Origin of the sequence: Nocardia sp. NPDC003269 (genome assembly GCF_042888005.1) — a bacterium.
Taxonomy (GTDB): Bacteria; Actinomycetota; Actinomycetes; order Mycobacteriales; family Mycobacteriaceae; genus Nocardia.
On record NZ_JBIAPA010000001.1, the window covers coordinates 1,220,663 to 1,238,587 of the forward strand.

The 17,925-nt window shown below is 70.7% G+C and carries 17 protein-coding genes; 11 read left to right on the forward strand and 6 right to left on the reverse strand.

The window, feature by feature from the left end; genetic code table 11:
* Positions 1-158 precede the first annotated feature (158 nt).
* The gene (locus ACFYWJ_RS05570) at positions 159-890 is read left to right on the forward strand and encodes a hypothetical protein (RefSeq protein WP_355275320.1); all 732 of its coding nucleotides are present in this window, start codon (positions 159-161) and stop codon (positions 888-890) included.
* 135 nt (positions 891-1,025) lie between these two features.
* Entirely contained in the window at positions 1,026-1,211 is a 186-nt protein-coding gene (locus tag ACFYWJ_RS05575; RefSeq protein ID WP_355275318.1) for a hypothetical protein, read from the forward strand.
* Between the two features lie 387 nt (positions 1,212-1,598).
* On the opposite strand, the gene ACFYWJ_RS05580 is transcribed toward ACFYWJ_RS05575, so the two are convergent.
* Both ACFYWJ_RS05580 and ACFYWJ_RS05585 read right to left on the reverse strand, forming a co-directional pair.
* Positions 1,599-4,028, reverse strand: coding sequence for a DUF6049 family protein (locus ACFYWJ_RS05580; RefSeq protein ID WP_355275316.1), 2,430 nt, complete (start codon positions 4,026-4,028; stop codon positions 1,599-1,601).
* Positions 4,025-4,480, reverse strand: coding sequence for an NUDIX hydrolase (locus ACFYWJ_RS05585; RefSeq protein WP_280346635.1), 456 nt, complete (start codon positions 4,478-4,480; stop codon positions 4,025-4,027). Before ACFYWJ_RS05585 ends, ACFYWJ_RS05580 begins: the two co-directional genes overlap by 4 nt.
* A 223-nt stretch (positions 4,481-4,703) precedes the next feature.
* On the opposite strand from ACFYWJ_RS05585, the gene ACFYWJ_RS05590 reads away from it, so the two are divergent.
* Entirely contained in the window at positions 4,704-6,140 is a 1,437-nt protein-coding gene (locus ACFYWJ_RS05590) for a CCA tRNA nucleotidyltransferase (protein ID WP_355275315.1), read from the forward strand.
* On the opposite strand, the gene ACFYWJ_RS05595 is transcribed toward ACFYWJ_RS05590, so the two are convergent.
* Positions 6,141-6,995 (reverse strand): hypothetical protein, encoded by an 855-nt coding sequence (locus tag ACFYWJ_RS05595; protein ID WP_355275313.1) that lies wholly within the window; start codon positions 6,993-6,995, stop codon positions 6,141-6,143.
* 160 nt (positions 6,996-7,155) lie between these two features.
* On the opposite strand from ACFYWJ_RS05595, the gene ACFYWJ_RS05600 reads away from it, so the two are divergent.
* Genes ACFYWJ_RS05600 through ACFYWJ_RS05610 form a run of 3 tightly spaced genes read left to right on the forward strand, consistent with a single transcriptional unit; the run spans position 7,156 to position 9,549 of the window.
* Positions 7,156-7,911, forward strand: coding sequence for a 5-oxoprolinase subunit PxpA (locus ACFYWJ_RS05600; protein ID WP_355275311.1), 756 nt, complete (start codon positions 7,156-7,158; stop codon positions 7,909-7,911).
* 14 nt (positions 7,912-7,925) lie between these two features.
* The gene (locus ACFYWJ_RS05605) at positions 7,926-8,636 is read left to right on the forward strand and encodes an allophanate hydrolase subunit 1 (RefSeq protein WP_355275309.1); all 711 of its coding nucleotides are present in this window, start codon (positions 7,926-7,928) and stop codon (positions 8,634-8,636) included.
* Between the two features lie 55 nt (positions 8,637-8,691).
* Positions 8,692-9,549 carry a biotin-dependent carboxyltransferase family protein gene (locus ACFYWJ_RS05610; RefSeq protein ID WP_355275308.1) on the forward strand — a complete coding sequence of 286 codons (858 nt, stop codon included), beginning with the start codon at positions 8,692-8,694 and terminating at the stop codon, positions 9,547-9,549.
* Here ACFYWJ_RS05610 and ACFYWJ_RS05615 read toward each other — a convergent pair whose 3' ends face one another.
* Complete coding sequence (locus ACFYWJ_RS05615) at positions 9,550-11,100, reverse strand: DUF4185 domain-containing protein (protein ID WP_355275306.1); 1,551 nt, start codon at positions 11,098-11,100, stop codon at positions 9,550-9,552.
* Between the two features lie 100 nt (positions 11,101-11,200).
* Between ACFYWJ_RS05615 and ACFYWJ_RS05620 the strand changes: the two genes are divergently transcribed.
* The gene (locus tag ACFYWJ_RS05620; protein ID WP_355275304.1) at positions 11,201-11,659 is read left to right on the forward strand and encodes a hypothetical protein; all 459 of its coding nucleotides are present in this window, start codon (positions 11,201-11,203) and stop codon (positions 11,657-11,659) included.
* On the opposite strand, the gene ACFYWJ_RS05625 is transcribed toward ACFYWJ_RS05620, so the two are convergent.
* The gene (locus ACFYWJ_RS05625; RefSeq protein ID WP_355275451.1) at positions 11,628-12,890 is read right to left on the reverse strand and encodes an MFS transporter; all 1,263 of its coding nucleotides are present in this window, start codon (positions 12,888-12,890) and stop codon (positions 11,628-11,630) included. The genes ACFYWJ_RS05620 and ACFYWJ_RS05625 overlap by 32 nt on opposite strands.
* Before the next feature lie 165 nt (positions 12,891-13,055).
* Here ACFYWJ_RS05625 and ACFYWJ_RS05630 point away from each other — a divergent pair, with 165 nt between their 5' ends.
* On the forward strand, positions 13,056-13,832 hold the full coding sequence (locus tag ACFYWJ_RS05630) for a pirin family protein (RefSeq protein ID WP_355275302.1): 777 nt from the start codon (positions 13,056-13,058) through the stop codon (positions 13,830-13,832).
* A gap of 3 nt (positions 13,833-13,835) precedes the next feature.
* On the opposite strand, the gene ACFYWJ_RS05635 is transcribed toward ACFYWJ_RS05630, so the two are convergent.
* A complete protein-coding gene (locus ACFYWJ_RS05635) occupies positions 13,836-14,363 on the reverse strand; it encodes a hypothetical protein (protein WP_218722251.1) in 528 nt (175 codons plus the stop codon).
* 209 nt (positions 14,364-14,572) lie between these two features.
* On the opposite strand from ACFYWJ_RS05635, the gene ACFYWJ_RS05640 reads away from it, so the two are divergent.
* The 3 genes from ACFYWJ_RS05640 (at position 14,573) to ACFYWJ_RS05650 (ending at position 17,891) form a co-directional block, all read left to right on the forward strand.
* A complete protein-coding gene (locus ACFYWJ_RS05640) occupies positions 14,573-15,424 on the forward strand; it encodes a helix-turn-helix transcriptional regulator (protein WP_355275301.1) in 852 nt (283 codons plus the stop codon).
* A gap of 10 nt (positions 15,425-15,434) precedes the next feature.
* Positions 15,435-15,800: a DUF397 domain-containing protein gene (locus ACFYWJ_RS05645; RefSeq protein WP_355275299.1), complete on the forward strand. Its 366-nt coding sequence runs from the start codon at positions 15,435-15,437 to the stop codon at positions 15,798-15,800.
* Positions 15,801-15,875: 75 nt separating this feature from the next.
* Positions 15,876-17,891 carry a M13-type metalloendopeptidase gene (locus ACFYWJ_RS05650; RefSeq protein ID WP_355275297.1) on the forward strand — a complete coding sequence of 672 codons (2,016 nt, stop codon included), beginning with the start codon at positions 15,876-15,878 and terminating at the stop codon, positions 17,889-17,891.
* Positions 17,892-17,925: the final 34 nt, after the last annotated feature.

A 17,925-nucleotide genomic window follows, 5' to 3' on the forward strand; every position in this document is an offset into this window, starting at 1 on the left:
CTGCCCTGCCGCGGAATCGCCCCTGACTGCGACCCGCGCGGGACACCAGAGCGACCACCCGAACCGGGCGGCACCGAACCTTCCTGCGGCCGCTGAGGACGTGCGCCCGCGTCGAGATCGGGACGCGCCTGGCGCGGAATCGCCCCGGACGCCGACCCGTGCGGCACGGGCCGCTGCTGCGGGAACTCCCCCGAGCCCGGACCCTGCCCGGGCCGCTGCGGCCGGAGGTCGTCGGATCGCACGCCTGGACGACCCGAACGCGGCTCAGCCGGGAGTTCACCGGGGCGCTGCGGACGACCTGGTCGTTGCTGCGCGGAGAAGTCGTCGGCACCAGCCCCCGGGCGCGAACCCTGCCCGGGCCGCTGCTGCCGGGGGAACTCGCCCGACTGCCCGCCGGGCCCTGCTACGGGCCGCGGCGGTTGGCCCGGACGCTGCTGCGGGAACTGGTCGGCGCCGGCCGCTGGGCGCGAACCCTGGCCGAGTCGCTGTGGCGGGACCTCGTCGGCACCGGCTTCCGGGCGCGGGGCCTGGCCGGGTCGCTGCTGCTGGGGGAACTCGCCCGACTGTCCGCCGGGACCGGCCACGGGGCGCGGAGCCCTGCCGGGTCGTTGCTGGGGGAACTCGTCGGCACCCGCCTGTGGGCGCGAGCCCTGGCCAGGTCGCTGTGGCGGGAACTCGCCGGCACCGGCTTCCGGGCGCGGGGCCTGGCCGGGTCGCTGCTGCCGGGGGAACTCGCCCGACTGACCCCCTACGGGACGCGGCGGTTGGCCGGGGCGCTGCTGCGGGAACTCTCCCGAACTCGGTCCGGGGCGCTGCGGCCGAAACTCGTCGGCGCGAGCGCCGGGGTGGCCCGCGCGGGGCTCAGCCGGCAAACCACCCGAGCCGGGTAGCGGTCGCTGTCCCCGGAACTCGTCGGCACCGGGGTGCGCGGGCGGGAAATCTCCCGAGCGCCCGGGGCGCGGCGCCTGACCCGGCCGTTGTTGCAGCGGGAACTCCCCCGACTGCCCGGCCGCCGGATGCGGCGGTTGACCGGGTCGCTGCTGTTGCGGGAACTCACCCGACCGACCCGCGGGCGGCCCGGGGCGTTGCGGCGGAACACCCGGACGACCGCCCGGTCCGGGACGCTGCTGCGGGAACTCACCGGGCAGCTGAACCCGGGGAACACCCTCGCCGGACGGACCGTCCGGCCGATCGCCGTAGGCCGCGCGTGACGGGTCACCCGGCCGATCGGTGGGTACGGGCCGAAATCCGGGTGGCGGCTGGTCGGCGGGACGATATCCGGGCTGACGTGGTTCGAAGCCGGGATCGGCGGGCCGATACGGCCGTCCTTCCGGCACCCCCGGACGCGGCGCGGCGACGTTCCCCTCGTGCTCCCCGCCCGTCATGCCACGCTCCCACGGCGCGACCGGGGCCGGGCGTTCCGGTCCGTCGCGGCGATCGTCGTTGTCGTGCCGATGAGCGGAATCATCGTCGCCCATCATGCCTCCTGTACCCGGCGTAACCCGCGAATCCCGCCGGTCCGGTGAGCGTTTCGCTCACCCGTGCCACTCTCGTCCTTGTCTGCCATGTTCCCCCGCCCGCGTCTCAGGCGCGGGCGTTCACTGCCGTTCGAACCCCTCGTCGGCGGGGTCGGGCTGCCCGCGGAACCGGCGCAGGAGCCGGCGCCCGGCCAACAGCAACAGCAATATTCCGGCACATGCCGTAATTATGGCCAAGGCCTGCCCGTAGGCGTTCGAGCGTACCGAGACCGACGTCGGCTCCCCTAGCGCTACACCGTCCGGCGTGGTAAGGGAGATCGGAATCACCAGCTTACGGCTGTCGCTCACCTCGGTCGGAATCTGGAACGACCGGGTACCCGATGGCGGAAGCAGCTGTTCGCCGATATCGGTGATGTTCGTCTCGGCGGGCGCCTCGATCCGGAACTGCACCCGGATGGCGACCGGCAGTTCGTTGCGGGCGACCAGCAGCAACGGGCTCTGCTCCGACGCCAGCGTGTACACCCCACCCGGCGGCAGCACCGACACCGAGGAGAACATGGTGTCGAGTTCCTTGGTGACCTGATCGATGCGGCGCTGGGCGTGCAGATCGGCGAGTGTGTCGTCGTCGGCCCTGCGGTCGGACAGGCTGAGCGCGCGCAGCAGGTCCTCGCGGGCCGGGGTCAGGAAGGCGTGCGGGGTGAGCTCGGACTCCGGCAGCTCGACCAGCGCGCGCATCAGCTCGGTGATCCGGGCGCCCTGGGCGTGGACCGGCGGCACGAACCGCTCCGGCGCCGCGTCCTGGGCCGCGCGCGGCAGGTACTCCAGCGCATACGGGTGCGGATCGGGCGCCTGGGCGACCAGCTCGGCGAAACCGCGCGGGCTCGCGAGATTGTTGCGGGTCAGCAGTTCGACCTGCTTGAGCAGCGCGATGCCCTCTTCCCGGTTGGCGCCCCACTGCTGCGGTGGCATCAGCAGCTGCGAGCGCGGCCGCTCCGGTGACGGGTTCAGCGCCGACCACGCGATCGCGCCGAGCGCGTCCTGCAACCGGGCGGCGCGCGAGTCGTTGGTGACGTCGAAGCGCACCTTCGACGGGGTGAACGACGGCGTCGGCGGATTCGAGCCTACGGCGGCCAGCGCCGTCGCCGACCAGATGTCGAAGGTGGTGACGCGCAGCGCGGGATCGGTGCCCGCGGGCGCGCCGGCTGGCGGTTCCACGCTCACCGTCGGCACCCGCACGACATCCGGCGCCGCCTGCTCCCCGCCGACGACCACACCCGGCTCCAATGTCACCGGCGCCGAGGTCAGCGCGTTCTCGGTAGCGCTCGCCGCGCCGTCGGACGACACCGCCGTGCTCGCCAGCACCGCCGTCCCGTAGCCGTGGCCGCGCAGCAGCTGCCCGGCCGGGTCGTCGATGCTGCCGGAGTCGGGCAGGCTGACCCCGCGCAGCGAACGGGTGCCCAGGATCGCGTCGACCACGTCGGCGGGCGCGGTGAGCGCGCGCGCGGACAGGCCTGGGTCGTTGACTGCGGCCAGCGCCGACACGTCGACCTGCGCGAACGGCAAGGCCACCGTGCACATCGACCCGGCCAGCGCGCGCAACCGGTCGAGCCAGGCCAGCGCGCTCGCCGCGCCGGTGCCCTCCCTGGTCGCGCCGCCCGGATCGGACGGGCTGGCCAGCACGCGGTAGCCGTGCGTCATCGTCTGCACGGTGGAGACCAGGTCCGGGTCGATGGCGATGCACACCGAGCTCGCGACGCCGCGCTCCCGGCCGGGACCGGGCGCGACCGATTCCAGCGCCGCGACCAGCTGCTCGAGCCGTCCGCCCTTGCCGACGGAGACGGCCAGCTCGTCGTCGAGCAGCTCCGGCTGCCCGTTGACCGAGCCCGGTTTGCCCGCGACCATGCGCGGCCGGTCGGCCAGCGGCCAGATCAGCGTGGTGGCCACCGGCGACGCGTCCGCGGGCGGGGGCACCGGCTCGCTCGCCGCGCCGGTCGCGTCGCCGCCCGCGCCAGGCAGGCCGAGCACGGGCAGCAGGAAGCGGGCGTCGTCGAGCCGGGCCTGGGTGCCGTAGGCGGGTTCCCCGTTGACATTGAGCAGCAGCGGATACACCCCGGGATCGGTCAGCCCCAGCGAGGCGCCCTCACCGCCGGCGCGCAACGCGATGCGCACCGAGAACTGCTTGCGCTGACCGGGACTCAACCGCTCGGCGACATCCTGGAACGGCCCGGTGACCTCGTAGTTCACCTGATCGAGCCGCAGCGAACTGCGCAGCCCGCTCGGGGACTGCACCGGCGCGGCCCGCTGGATCCGCACGCTCACGTCGTCGACGACGCGGTCGCCGATATTGGTGACCGTGCCCGACACCGTCAGCATCGGATCGCTGCTCGTCGTGACCGTGCCCGGCGCGACGGCGTCCAGCGTCAGCTTGAGGAACTTCGGTGTGCTCGTGCCCGACCCGTTCGGCTGCGCGTGCGCGACCGAAGGCAGAAGCGTCACCGAACCCAAGATGGTCAGGACCGCCGTGATCAGCCGGAACAGTCCACCCGTCATCGCTTGCCGGTCTCCATCCGGTCGATCATTCGATTCGCCACTTCGGCCAGCCGGCGTTCGTCGGCGTAGGCCAATCGGGAATCCAACTCGCTCAACGGAACCCACGCAACCTGGGTGACTTCCACGTCGGCGTCGGACAGTTCACCGCCGAGCGAGCGCAGCAGGAAATGGTGCACGGTCTTGTGTACCCGTCTGCCCTCGGTCACGAACCAGTAATCGATACTGCCCAGTTCGGCGACCACTTCACCGTTGATCCCGGTCTCCTCGGCGACCTCGCGGATGGCGGTCTGCTCGGAGGTCTCGCCCGCTTCGATATGCCCTTTGGGCAGCGACCACAGCAGCCTGCCGCGGCGATCGGTACGCCCGATCAGCGCGGCGGAGCGCTGCTCACGCGGGCCGTCGAGCCCGTCGACGACCAGGCCACCCGCGGAGGTCTCGCGCACCGTGCGCATCCGTGGCTTGCCGGCATTGCTCGCCGAACCGCGCCGCCGCGGCTGGCGGCGTCGACTGTTCGCGCGATCGGCCGGAGGAGACACCCAGCAAGCTTATAGGTCGAGCGCAACCCACCGAATTCTCGCTGGAGCCGGGGCAACGGGCGGATACCTCCTGGATACGCGGGTGGGCGGCCCAGTAGGCTGGCTTTTCGTGGTTTCCCCCAACGTTGTCCCTGATGCTGTGGCCGATCGGCGCGCGCGGCTGCTGGCCGCGGCGGCGGTGACACTGGGACAGCTATCGGATGTGCTGACGCCGCTGGGCGAGATGTTCGCCGAGCGCGGGCACTCCCTCTATCTGGTGGGCGGCTCGGTCCGGGACGCGGTGCTCGGGCGGCTCGGCAACGATCTGGACTTCACCACCGACGCCAGGCCCGAGGTCGTCCAGGAGCTGATGCGCGGCTGGGCCGATCACCTCTGGGACACCGGCGGTCTGGCCTTCGGCACCGTGAGCGCGGCCAAGGACGATCAGCAGCTCGAGATCACCACCTTCCGCGCCGATACCTACGACCGGGTCTCGCGCAATCCCGAGGTCACCTTCGGTGACTCGCTCGAGGGCGACCTGGTCCGCCGCGATTTCACGGTCAACGCGATGGCGGTGAAGATCGCCGCCGACGGCTCGCTCGAATTCGTCGATCCGCTCGGCGGTCTCGACGCCCTGCTCGAGGGCGTGCTCGATACTCCTGCCGCGCCGCAGGATTCGTTCGACGACGATCCGCTGCGGATGCTGCGCGCCGCGCGTTTCGTCGCCCAGCTCGGCTTCGACGTGGCCCCGCGGGTGCGCGCCGCGATCGTGGAGATGGCCGAGCAGATCGACCGGATCACCGCGGAGCGGGTGCGCACCGAGCTCGACAAGCTGATCGGCGCCGCGCACCCGATCGACGGCATCAACCTCATGTGCGACACCGGCCTGGCGCAGCGGGTGCTGCCCGAGGTGCCCGCGATGAAGCTCGAGATCGACGAGCACCACCAGCACAAGGACGTCTACCAGCACTCGCTGACCGTGCTCTCGCAGGCGATCGACCAGGAGGAAGGCGATCCCGACCTGGTGCTGCGCTGGGCCGCGCTGCTGCACGACATCGGCAAGCCCGACACCAAGCGCAACGAGCCCGGCGGCGGCGTGAGCTTCCACCACCACGAGGTGGTCGGCGCGAAGATGGTGCGCAAGCGCATGCGCGCCTTGAAATATCCGAAGGCGTTCACCGAAGAGGTTGCGCGCCTGGTGTTCCTGCACCTGCGCTTCCACGGGTACGGCAAGGGACAGTGGACCGACTCGGCCGTGCGCCGCTACGTCACCGACGCCGACGACCTGCTCGAGCGCCTGCACAAGCTGGTCCGCGCCGACTGCACCACCCGCAACAAGCGCCGCGCGGCGGCCCTGCGCGCCACCTACGACGAGCTCGAGGACCGCATCGCCACGCTCAGGGAGCAGGAGGATCTGGCGCGGGTGCGGCCCGACCTAGACGGCAACTCGATCATGGAGCTGCTCGGCCTGCCGCCGGGCCCGCAGGTCGGCAAGGCGTGGAAGTACCTCAAGGACCTGCGGCTGGACCGGGGCCCGATGACCCGCGAGGAAGCCGAGGCCGCGCTGCTCGAGTGGTGGGCCGCCGAGAACGCCTGATCAGAAGACGATCAGCGTCGTCCCGGCGACGATGGCGGCGCGGATCTGCGCCAGGTCGAACGAACCGGTGGTCTCGGGCAGTTCGATCCGGAAGCGCACCTTGTCGCCGCGCCGGTGCGCGTAGGAGATGCTCGCCCGGTTGGGCAGGTCGTCGAGCAGCAGCGCCGGCGCTGGCACCGCGCGCTTCGGCAGCCGGATGCCGTGCCAGCTGGCCTTGCGGATGTCGATGGTGAGCAGGTTGTCGTAGACCTGCGCGTCGACCAGGGCGCGCATCTTGCGGGTGCGGTGGGTGGCGACGATGCGGGCGCGCTCGTCCAGGTGCAGCCGCCAGTCGAGGTTCTGCGCGTCCACCCACTCGACCAGGGCGGCGAGGTCGATGGTGCCCTCGATGTCGAGCTGCTGGACCCGGATCTTGGTCGGCACACCGGGAATCAGCCGGACGCCGTGCGCGATCACGGTGACGGTGTCGAACGGATGCGAGTCCCAGACCAGGTTCGACAGCACCGTCTTGCTCTGGAAATGGGCGCCGCGTCTGCGCACCTTGAACACGTCGAGGGTGGCGGTGAGGTCGTGCCCGAGCAGGGTGGCGCTGACTTCCTGGCCGCCGAATCGGCTGAGGATGCCCTCGCTGAGCACGGTCATCAGCACGTCGGGCATGAGCGCGGTCACGGTGCCCGAGCCCAGGTCGGCGACGGGGTCGGCCCAGGAGGTGGTGAAGCCGAGCCACTGATCGATCCATGACGGGTCGAGGAGGCGTTTGCCGATGTCGACAGCGCCCGACAGTGACCAGGACTTCGGATCGAAATACGTGGCCATGATGGTCCGAGCGTACTTGGCCGCGGGCGCGGCGGCCATGGTCCGCGGCGTGTTGGGGCGGCGTCACAATGGGGCGGTGTGGAAACTTCGCCCCGGTGACGATCGCTGGAACGGAGTCGTTCATGCTCGAATCACCGGGGTGCGGACGCCGTCCGAAGCACCCACCTGGGAGTGACACGCGGAGACCGGAGGGCAGCACATGCCGCTGGACCTGAACAGTGACCTGGGCGAGGGCTTCGGCCCCTGGCGGATGGGCGACGACGCCGCGATGCTCGACATCGTCACCAGCGCCAACATCGCCTGCGGTTTCCACGCGGGCGACCCGTCGATCATGCGGCGGACCTGCGAACTCGCGGTCGCCAAGGGCGTGCGGATCGGCGCGCACGTCGGGTATCGCGACCTGGTCGGCTTCGGCCGCCGTGACATCGCGATCGCCCCGGCCGACCTGCGCGACGAGGTCCTGTACCAGATCGGCGCGCTGGCGGCCTTCGCTCGCGCGGCCGGTGACCGGGTGCGTTACGTCAAGCCGCACGGCGCGCTGTATCACGCGGCGGCCCGGGACCGGTTGCTCGCCGACGCGGTGCTGGCGGCGGTGGCCGAGGCCGACGCCGGGCTGGCCCTGCTCGGCCCGGCGGGCACCGAGCTGGCACGGGCCGCCGACCGGGTGGGCGTGCGGTTCGTCGGTGAGGGTTTCGCCGATCGCGCCTACACCGCGACGGGCACGCTGGCGCCGCGCGGAGTTGCCGGCGCGGTGCTGCCGCCCGATGATGCCGTGGCGCAGGCGGTTTCTCTTGCGCTGTCGGGGACCGCGCGTACCGTAGACGGTCCCGGTACGGTCGCCGTGTCCGTGGCGAGTGTGTGCGTGCACGGCGATTCCCCCGCCGCCGTGGAGATGGCCCGCCGGATTCGACGGGCGCTCGACGACGCCGGAATACCGGTGGAGCCGTTCGGCTGAGGGTGGGAGGCAGGATGGACGAGGCAACGAGGGACTCGGCTGGCGACTGGAACGCGCGCATCCGCCCCGCGGGCGATCGCGCGATGCTCATCACCCTCGACGATCCACGCCCGGTGCAGCGCCTCGCCTCGGCCCTGCGCGTACACGCCATCGCGGGTGTCCAGGATGTGCTGCCCGCCGCGGAAACCGTACTGGTGACGATGCATTCGGTGAGCTACGGCGTCCAGGTGCGGCGCGAGCTGGTCGCCCTGCTCGACCGGCTGGATCAGGAACCGCCGCAGCCGGATTCGCCCGATGTTTCCCGTGGAACAGTGCCGGACAGCGCGATTCCCGACGACGTGGTGGACATTCCGGTGCGCTACGACGGCGCCGATCTGCCCGAGGTCGCCGATCTGCTCGGGCTGTCGGTGCCCGAGGTGATCGCGGCCCACACCGGGACCGTCTGGCGGTGCGCGTTCGTCGGTTTCGCGCCCGGCTTCGGCTACCTGACCTCGCCCGACGGCAGGCTGTCGGTGCCACGCCGGGCCCAGGCCCGCACCGCGATCCCACCCGGCGCGGTCGCCTTGGCGGGCGGCTACTCGGCGGTGTATCCGCGGGGCACGCCGGGTGGATGGCAGTTGATCGGCAGTACCGATCTGCGGATGTGGGTGGTCGAGCGCGATCCGCCCGCGCTGGTGCGGGCGGGGACGGCGGTACGGTTCGTCGACACGGCGACCGCGGAATAACTACCAGGGCTGCTCAACGATGCGCCGCCTCGACAGCGAATCGGGGAGTGATCGCATGCTGATCTTCATCGAGCGGGTGGGGCCGCTCGCGACGGTCCAGGACCTGGGGCGACCCGGCTGGTTCGACTCGGGGGTGGGTCAGGCGGGGGCGGCCGACCGGGCCTCGCTGCGCCTGGCGAACCGACTGGTCGGCAATCCGGAGGATCTGGCCGCCATCGAGGTGCTGCTCGGCGGCCTGGCCCTGCGCGCCGACGTCCATCTCACCGTCGCGGTCACCGGCGCCGTCGCCCCGGCGACCGTCGACGGCACGCCGGTCGGGCACGCCAGCGTGCTCGAACTGGCGGAGGGCCAGGTGCTGCGGCTCGGTCTGGCCCTGTCCGGCCTGCGCAGCTATGTGGCGGTGCGCGGCGGCATCGACGTGCCCAAGGTGCTCGGGTCGCGCAGCCGCGACACCATGTCCGGCATCGGCCCCGAGCCGCTGCGGGTCGGCACGCAGCTCCCGATCGGCCCGCCCCCGCGCACCCTGCCGACCGTCGAGTTCGCGCCCGTGCCGGTGCCACCCGAGATCCTGACCGTGCGGGCGCTGCCCGGCCCGCGCGCGGACTGGTTCGCCGATCCCGGTGAGCTGTTCCACGGTTCGTGGGTGGTCTCCACCGATACCGATCGCATCGGCGCGCGCCTGGATCGCGCCGATGGCCCGCCGCTGGTCCGCTCGATCACCCGCGAGTTACCCGCGGAGGGCGTCGCGCTCGGCTCGGTCCAGGTGCCGCCGAGTGGTCAGCCGGTCGTCTTCCTCGCCGATCACCCGATCACCGGTGGGTATCCGGTCATCGCCGTGGTGCTCGACGCGGATGTGGACCGGGTGGCCCAGGCCAGACCCGGCGAGCGACTACGGTTCGTGCCCGCGCGCTGATCAGCGTGGCGGATTCAGCCGGGCGTGCATCAGGTACACGTTGTAGCTGTCCCACGCCGACATCGTGAAGTACAGGTCACGCGCGGTCGACCAGGGATGGATGAACCCGCCGTAGGCCTTGGGATAGTCCGCGGTGGAGACCAGCGGCACCGTCGAGGTCCACCGTCCCTGCGGGTGCGCCGCGGTGCGCAGCACGATCTGGTTCGCGGCCGGGTCCAGGTAGACCATCTGCCACTGCCCGCTCTCCGCGTCGAACCGCACCGACAGTTCGCTGGCCATGCCCATCACCAGCGGTGTCGCCGAATTCTCCGCGGCGGGCGCCCAATTGCCGTCCACCCAGTACTGATAGGCCGTCTTGTTGAGGACGTCGTCCTTGCGCACCCTGGCCAGGCCGATCACGCCGATCCGCCCGTTGGGCGTGCCGAACATGTAGACGTAGTCGCCGTGCGGCACCATCGCGGCCACCTGGAACCGGCCGACGCCGAACATGTTCTCCCAGCGGGCGTGCTGATCCTTGGTCCAGGTCTGCCCGCCGTCGTCGGAATACGCCAGGCCGCCGTAGTTCGTCAGCCACATGCCCGGCACCCGCGACCAGTGGTTGACCGACATGTAGCTCAGGAACTGGCGCTGCCCGATGGCGAACCCCGAGGTGGGGATGGTGGTGGTCTCCCAGTTCCTGATCTTGCGGCTGCCGAGCAGTTCGGCGGCGTGACAGGGGCTGTCCTGCACCATCGAATCGATGACCAGGCCGTCGTCGAGGTTCCGGTCGGTGCTGTAGGCGAGCACATTGGAACGCCAGTCGGCGCTGTCGGCGCCCGCGCCGCCGTAGGTCCAGCCCTCGCCGAAGGTGTCGCCGAACACCATGGCCACCTTGCCCGGTTCGGTCTCCCAGAACAGGCCGAGGTCGGTGCCGTCGACCTGCCAGCGCATGTCGGTCCGATTGTTCGACCCGTGCCCGGTCACCTGCTCGACCAGGCGCACCGATTCCACCGTCGGTGCCGCGACCGCGGGCTGCGCCGGTCCCGGTTCGACCGGTCGCACGACGGGTGCGGGCGGTTCCTGCGCCGGCTCGCCCTCACCACCCGGTACCGGGATCGGGATGGGCTCGATCTCGGGCTTGATCCGGATGCGCGGCAACGAGATCGCCGACCCGGAGCCCGAGCCCGACCCCGAACCCGTTGACGCGTCGCCGGACTCGTCGATCCCGTCGTCGGGTTCGGGCGTGTCCCTGACCTCAGGGCACGGGTTGCGGCACGGGTCCGACGGCAGCGGCGCCTGCGCGACGCGGGTGTTGTCGTGCGGCGGATCGGGCAGCGGCACCGGCGTCAGCTCCGGCACGATGACCGGGATGTCGATGCTGGGCGCGATGACCGGCGGTGGTGGCGCGGCGGGGTCGGGCAGCCGGTTGAGCGGGTCGAATCCCGTTTCGCCACAGATGTTCACGGGTGGCGGTGCCCAGGGGAAGGGAGTCGCGAGCGCGGGGGCGGCGAGCACGACGGCCAGCAAGGCGCCGAGTGCGGTCGAACCGTGCGGTACCAGCGTTGTGCGCATGTGCTCCCTCGAATGGGTATCCGAACGAACAAACAAATACCACCGATGTAGTTCTGAATTTACCGGAACCGATCCGGGTCCCGGCGCGTCCAATCCCTATGTGAACGACATCGAGTACGTCTTCGGAACCGGCGACGGCATCGTGCACCACTGGTCGGGGCAGGCCGAACTGGCCCTGGCCGAAACCGGCGTCGCCGACGCGCTATGGCTCGACTTCGACGGTGACACCAGCACCGACGACGCCCTGTGGGACTCCGATCGCGACGGCATCGCCGACGTCGCCGCCCTGGACCTGGACGACGACGGCGTCCTCGACAACTTCTTCACCGACCCGGCCCGCGACGGCACCTGGTCGCATCAGGTCACCGGCGCGCCCGAGAGCGCCGAGCAGGAACCACTGCCCTGGGTCGAACGCGCGGACACGGTGGTGAACGCGGTGCCCGCCGCGCCCACGGTGGACCCGCTGCCGGACATCCCGCTGTTCGCGGTCGACCACCGCGCGGTGCTGGCCCAGGAACCGGCCGCGCTCAGCCGGCCGCCCTGGCTCGACGAGAATTGAGCGCGATCGCCAGGATCCCGAGGGCGTAGACGGCCGCGCCGGCGAGCACCACGCCGATCGAGCGGCCGTCGGCCGGGATCACCAGCGCGGTCACCGCGATCGCGAGCACGAAGGTGATGTTGAAGACGGTGTCCTGCAGGGCGAATACCTGGCCGCGCTGATCGTCGTCGATGTCGATCTGCATGCTCGCGTCGCCGGTCAGCTTGATCGTCTGACCGGCCAGGCCGAGCCCGAAGGCGCCGGCCAGCAGCAGGCGGTGCGCGTTGTCGACGGCCGCGCCGGTCGCCAGCGCGATCGGGGTGACCAGCGTCAACTGCACGACGACCGCGGTCACCAGGCCGAGCAGCACCGTGCGCGGCCTGCCCAGCCGCGGGATCAGCACCGGCGCGAGGATCGCGGCCAGCAGCATGCCCGCCGCCGCGAAGCCGATCGCGACGCCGAATCCGACCAGTCCGCCGCTCATCTCGTCGTTGCCCGCGGGCTGGCGCAGGACCAGCACCATGATCAGGGTGTTCATGCCGAACACGATGCGGTGCGCGCCGATGCCGATCATCGCCGTCGTCACCTGTGTCGCGTGCCAGACCGCGGCCGCGCCGGTGCGCAGCCCGGTGGCGATCGCGTGCACCGTGCTCTCCGAACTCGCCGAACCACTCTCGGGCCCGAGCACACCGCGCCGGAAGCCGACCGCGAGCACCGCGCCGACGACCGAACCGATCCCGCTCAGCGCCACCGCGACCGCCGACGCGGCATCGCCGGCGCCGAGCAGCGCGATCACCGCCACCGACGCGGCGGCACCGACCCCGGCACAGACCGAGGCGACCGTCGCGAGCACCGAGTTCATCGGCACCAGCCAGCGCTGTTCGAGCACCCGCGGCAGCGCCGCCGACACCCCGGCCAGCACGAATCGGCTGATCCCGACGGTCGCCAGCGCGAGCAGCAGCAGCGGTGTCTCGCCGATCCCGGCGGCCAGCCCGATCGCGGCCAGCCCGATCAGCACCGCCCGCGCGATGCTGGCGGTCAGCAGGACATTGCGCCGGTCCCAGCGGTCGAGTAACGCGCCCGCGTAGGGCCCGAGCAGCGAGTACGGCAGCAGCAGCACCGCGAAACCGGCGGCGATCGCCAGCGGATCGGTCTCGCGCTCAGGGTTGAACAGGATCGCGCCCGAGAGCGCGGCCTGGAACATCCCGTCACCGAATTGGGCCGCGAGCCGCAGCAGCGCCAGGCGCGGCATCTGCGGATTCCGCCGGAAGACACCGCGGCTCTCGCGCAGCAGATGTCGCAGCGAGGCCGGTGACTCATCCGCCGGATTCGAGCCGTCAAGGCGATGAGTCGACACCTCGTGAGAATAGTGGTGCCAGAATTGAGGCGGCGGTACGGGTGCGAGCAGGAGGAACGTATGTCCACATCGACGACACCGCGGATCGAACTGCACCGCGGTGGTGACCGGATGAAGACCCGGATCTCATGGCTCGATTCCAAACACTCGTTCTCCTTCGGCGAGCATTACGACCCCGACAACACCCATCACGGGCTGCTGCTGGTGAACAACGAGGACGTGGTGCTGCCCGGCGAGGGCTTCGACACCCATCCGCACCGGGACATGGAGATCGTCACCTGGGTGCTCGGCGGCAGCCTGGTGCACCAGGATTCGCTGGGCCACAACGGCATCATCTATCCGGGCTTGGCCCAGCGGATGAGCGCGGGCACGGGGATCCTGCACTCGGAGAAGAACGACTCGTGGCGCCTCGACGGCGCGCTGCCCGCGCACGACGAACCGGTGCATTTCGTCCAGATGTGGGTGGTGCCCGACGAGCCAGGGGTCGATCCGGGCTATCAGCAGCTCGAGATCGACGACGAGCTCGCGGGCGGCGGCTTGGTGACGGTCGCCTCCGGGTTACCCCGCTACCGCGATCGCACCGCCATCGCGATCAATTCCTCGCACGCGGCCATGCATGTCGCGCGGCTGTCGGCGGACAGTCCGGGCGTCACCCTGCCCGATGCCCCCTACCTGCATGTTTTCGTGGCGCGCGGCGAGGTCGAGCTGGAAGGTGTCGGCACGCTGGCGCAGGGCGACGCGGTCCGGCTGACCCGTTCCGGCGGGCAGCTGGTGCGACCGCACGGCGACGCCGAGGTCCTGATCTGGGAGATGCACGCGCGCCTCGGCGGGCAGTAGGGCTCAGGCCGAGCCGGGCTCCCGCAGCAGCGCCGCCGACCTGGCGTTCGTGCGGGTGGCGGCGACGATCTGCGCGAAGTCGGGCCGGTAGTCGCCGTCGGGCTCCTGCATCCAGGTGCGGTAGCCGCTGCGTTCGTCGGCCGGTGAGGGCAGCACGATCTCGCTGCCGGGTAAGGCCACCGAGGCGCACACCCGGAACAGGTCGGCGAACAGCACGGTGTCCAGGTAGGAATTGTCGGTGGGGCCGGTCAGGAAGGTCCAGCGGCCGGAGCGGGGATGGGCGATGATCGGCCCGCAGCGCTGTCCGCGGCCGATCAGCAGCCCGCGCACCCGCTCCCCCAGCGTCGACGGCATGACCACCGCCCCGACCGCCCCGATCTCCAGCATGATCCGGCCCAGCGTCGAGTCGACCACACCGTAGAGCCCGTTGTGCTTGCGGTAGTGACGGCAGCGCGCCAGCGCATCCTGGGTGGCCGAGTACTCCTCGGCCGCGGTATACCCGCCTTTGTCATCTGTGCGCGACGTGCTCATCACGACCTCGTCTCTGTCGACGCTGACTCGATGTAGCTGTGGATTCGCTCGACTGGATGGGAGCGTTTCATCACGAACGGGTGGAGCGGGAAACTTTTTCATAACGGCAGGACCTAGGGGAAAATTGCCGTTCTACACAGCGTAATCCCGCACAACCACGCTGACAATAGTCAGTAGCTGGCGTGTCTGTCGGCGTAGCATATTCGGACATGTCCCCCGTTTCGCCGACCGCCGCGCGCTGGGAACTGGTGCTGCGCCTGCGCGAACTGCGTGAGCAGCGCGGCTTCGACTCGGCCGGATTCGCCCGTCGCGTCGGTTTCACCCCGGCCAACTGGTCGCATGTGGAGAAGGGCAGGCGGGTCCTCACCCGGACCACCATCGAACCGGTCCTCGACGTCCTCGATGTCACCGCCGACGAACGCGCCGAACTGCTCGCGCTGCTCGAGACCAGCAAGCAGCGCGGCTGGTGGACCACGGCCTCGGCGCTGATCGGTCCCGAACTGCAACGCCTCTACGGCATGGAGGCGGGCGCGCAGAGCATCCGCAGCTACGACAGCCTGCTCGTGCCCGGCCTGTTACAGACCGAGGCCTACGCCCGTGCCCTGATCAGCGCCGATGTGATGATCCGGCCGGTCCAGGTGGACCAGTTGGTCGCGATCCGGTTGCGCCGCCAGCAGCGGCTGCGCGGGCCGGAGCCGCTCGAGCTCACCGCGGTCCTCGGTGAGGCGACGCTGCGTCAGCAGACCGGCGGCGCCGAGGTGCTGCGGGGACAGTTGCGGCACCTGGTGGAGCTGATGCGTGAACTGGACACCGTCGACGTGCGCGTCATCCCGTTCAGCGCTCCCGAAGGGGCGGTGCTCGGTGGTTCCAGCTTCCATCTGATCGACTTCGCAAGCGATCAGCTACCTACCTTCGCGTGGGCCGAGAGCGCCGTCTTCGGTGGCCCGGTCGACGATGCCGAGCAGGTGCGCGATCTGGGCTTCGCCTACGTGCGCGCCAGGGAGCAATCCCTTTCCCGCGCCGAATCTCTCGCTCTGATCAGGGGCTATGCCAGCGTGTAAGATTCGGGGTATGTCCACCACCGCTCGTCGCCGCCCGGCCGATCACGGCTGGTTCACTTCGTCACGCTCCAACAACGGTAACCAGTGTGTCGAGGTCCGATTCGACGGCGACATCGTCCAGATACGCGACAGCAAATTCCGTCGCGATCCGAACAACGCCGGTCTCGTCGAGCCGATCATCACCGTCGAGACCGCCCTGTGGACCGCGTTCCTGCACTGCCTGCTCAGCACCCGCCGCCACCCCGACCTGGTCGCCCAGGTCGCCCCCGACGGCTCGGCCACCCTCCGCCACGACGACGTCCTGCTCCGTTTCACCGCCGGTGAATGGCAGGCCTTCGTGGCCGGTGTCCGTGACGACGAGTTCGTCTGCGCCTGAAGCAGGCGCCGGTCCGCGGCCCGGCCTCGTCCGAGGCCGCCGCACGCGTCGGCGGTTGTCGGCATACTGGAGCGCGTGACTTCCGATCCGATCAGTCCCTCCGGTATCGATCTGTCCTTCCGCGACCAGGAGGTGCGGGTCCAGGACGACCTGTTCGCGCACGTCAACGGGCAGTGGCTGGCCGGGTACGAGATCCCGGCCGACCGCGCGGTGGACGGCGCCTTTCGGACGTTGTACGACCAGGCCGAGCTCGACGTGCAGGCGATCATCCAGGACAGCGCGGCGAACGCGTCGGACGACGCCGACGCCCGCAAGATCGGTGACCTGTATTCCAGCTTCATGGACACCGACGCCGTGACCGCGGCCGGTCTCACCCCGATCGCCGCCGAGCTGCGCGAGATCGCCGAGGTCGACGGACCGAGCGCGTTCGCCGCGCTGCTCGGCAGCCTGCAGCGCACCGGTGTGCGCGGCGCGCTCGGCTACTACGTCGACACCGACGACAAGGACTCCACCCGCTACCTGGTGCACGCCACCCAGTCGGGTATCGGCCTGCCGGACGAGTCGTACTACCGCTCCGACGAATTCGCCGAGATCCGCGCCGCCTACCAGGCCCATCTCGCGAAGATGTTCACCATCGCGGCCGCCGATCCGGCGCTGGCCGGCCTGGTCCCCGCCGATCCGGCCGACGCGGCCCGCCGCGTGCTCGAGCTGGAACGCACCCTGGCCGCGGGCCACTGGGACGTGGTGCGCCGTCGCGATGCCGAGAAGAGCTACAACCTCACCACTCTCGCCGAGCTGGCCGCAGCGAACCCCGAATTCGACTGGGCCGCCTGGGTGGACGCCGTCGCGTCCGGTCTCGGCCGGAGCGGGACCGAGCTGTTCGCCGAGCTCGTGGTGCGTCAGCCCGACTACGTGCGGGCCTTCGCGCAGGCGTGGGCCGCGGTGCCGCAGGCGGATTGGCGGGACTGGGCCGTCGCGCAGGTGCTGAGCGCCAGGGCGCCCTACCTGACCGACGAGATCGTCGCGGAGAACTTCGACTTCTACGGCCGCACCCTCACCGGCGCGCAGGAGAACCGCGAGCGCTGGAAGCGCGGTGTCTCGCTGGTGCAGGAGCTGCTGGGCGAGGCCGTCGGCAAACTGTATGTGGCCGAGCACTTCCCGCCGCAGGCCAAGGCGCGGATGGTCGAGCTGGTGGCCAACCTGCAGGAGGCCTACCGCCGCAACATCACCGACCTGGAGTGGATGGGCCAGGACACCCGCGCCGCCGCGCTCACCAAGCTGGAGAAGTTCACCCCCAAGATCGGCTACCCCGATGCCTGGCGCGACTACTCCGCGGTCGAGGTCGACCCGGCCGACCTGGTCGGCAACTACCGTCGCGGCTACGCCGCCGATCACGACCGTGACCTGGGCAAGCTGGGCGGTGAGGTGGACCGCGGCGAGTGGTTCATGACCCCGCAGACGGTCAACGCCTACTACAACCCCGGCATGAACGAGATCGTCTTCCCGGCCGCGATCCTGCAGCCGCCGTTCTTCGACATGAACGCCGACGACGCCGCCAACTACGGCGGTATCGGCGCGGTGATCGGCCACGAGATCGGCCACGGTTTCGACGATCAGGGCGCCAAGTACGACGGCGACGGCAACATGAAGGACTGGTGGACCGACGCCGACCGCGCCGAGTTCGGCAAGCGCACCAAGGCGCTGATCGACCAGTACAGCGTGCTCTCCCCGGCCGACCTGGCCGACGAGCACAAGGTCAACGGCGAGTTCACCATCGGCGAGAACATCGGCGACCTCGGCGGCCTGTCGATCGCCCTCGCCGCCTACAAGATCTCCCTCGACGGCACCGAACCCCCGGTCATCGACGGCCTCACCGGCCTGCAGCGCGTCTTCTACGGCTGGGCCCAGGTCTGGCGCACCAAGGCCCGCCCCGAGGAAGCCATCCGCCGCCTCGCCGTCGATCCCCACTCCCCACCGGAGTTCCGCTGCAACGCCGTCGTCCGCAACATCGACAGCTTCTACGAAGCCTTCGACGTCACCCCCACCGACACCCTCTACCTGTCCCCCGCCGAACGCGTGACGATCTGGTGAGGCGACTCCTCCCTACCGGCCTCGACGGTCGGTA

Excerpts from the sequence above, each read along its gene's own strand:
- ACFYWJ_RS05580 (WP_355275316.1), bottom strand. The coding sequence starts at position 4,028 with ATGACGGGTGGACTGTTCCGGCTGATCACGGCGGTCCTGACCATCTTG.
- ACFYWJ_RS05585 (WP_280346635.1), bottom strand. The coding sequence starts at position 4,480 with ATGCGCACGGTGCGCGAGACCTCCGCGGGTGGCCTGGTCGTCGACGGG.
- ACFYWJ_RS05595 (WP_355275313.1), bottom strand. The coding sequence starts at position 6,995 with ATGGCCGCCGCGCCCGCGGCCAAGTACGCTCGGACCATCATGGCCACG.
- ACFYWJ_RS05600 (WP_355275311.1), top strand. The coding sequence starts at position 7,156 with ATGCCGCTGGACCTGAACAGTGACCTGGGCGAGGGCTTCGGCCCCTGG.
- ACFYWJ_RS05605 (WP_355275309.1), top strand. The coding sequence starts at position 7,926 with ATGGACGAGGCAACGAGGGACTCGGCTGGCGACTGGAACGCGCGCATC.
- ACFYWJ_RS05610 (WP_355275308.1), top strand. The coding sequence starts at position 8,692 with ATGCTGATCTTCATCGAGCGGGTGGGGCCGCTCGCGACGGTCCAGGAC.
- ACFYWJ_RS05615 (WP_355275306.1), bottom strand. The coding sequence starts at position 11,100 with ATGCGCACAACGCTGGTACCGCACGGTTCGACCGCACTCGGCGCCTTG.
- ACFYWJ_RS05625 (WP_355275451.1), bottom strand. The coding sequence starts at position 12,890 with ATGCCGCGCCTGGCGCTGCTGCGGCTCGCGGCCCAATTCGGTGACGGG.
- ACFYWJ_RS05630 (WP_355275302.1), top strand. The coding sequence starts at position 13,056 with ATGTCCACATCGACGACACCGCGGATCGAACTGCACCGCGGTGGTGAC.
- ACFYWJ_RS05635 (WP_218722251.1), bottom strand. The coding sequence starts at position 14,363 with ATGAGCACGTCGCGCACAGATGACAAAGGCGGGTATACCGCGGCCGAG.
- ACFYWJ_RS05640 (WP_355275301.1), top strand. The coding sequence starts at position 14,573 with ATGTCCCCCGTTTCGCCGACCGCCGCGCGCTGGGAACTGGTGCTGCGC.
- ACFYWJ_RS05645 (WP_355275299.1), top strand. The coding sequence starts at position 15,435 with ATGTCCACCACCGCTCGTCGCCGCCCGGCCGATCACGGCTGGTTCACT.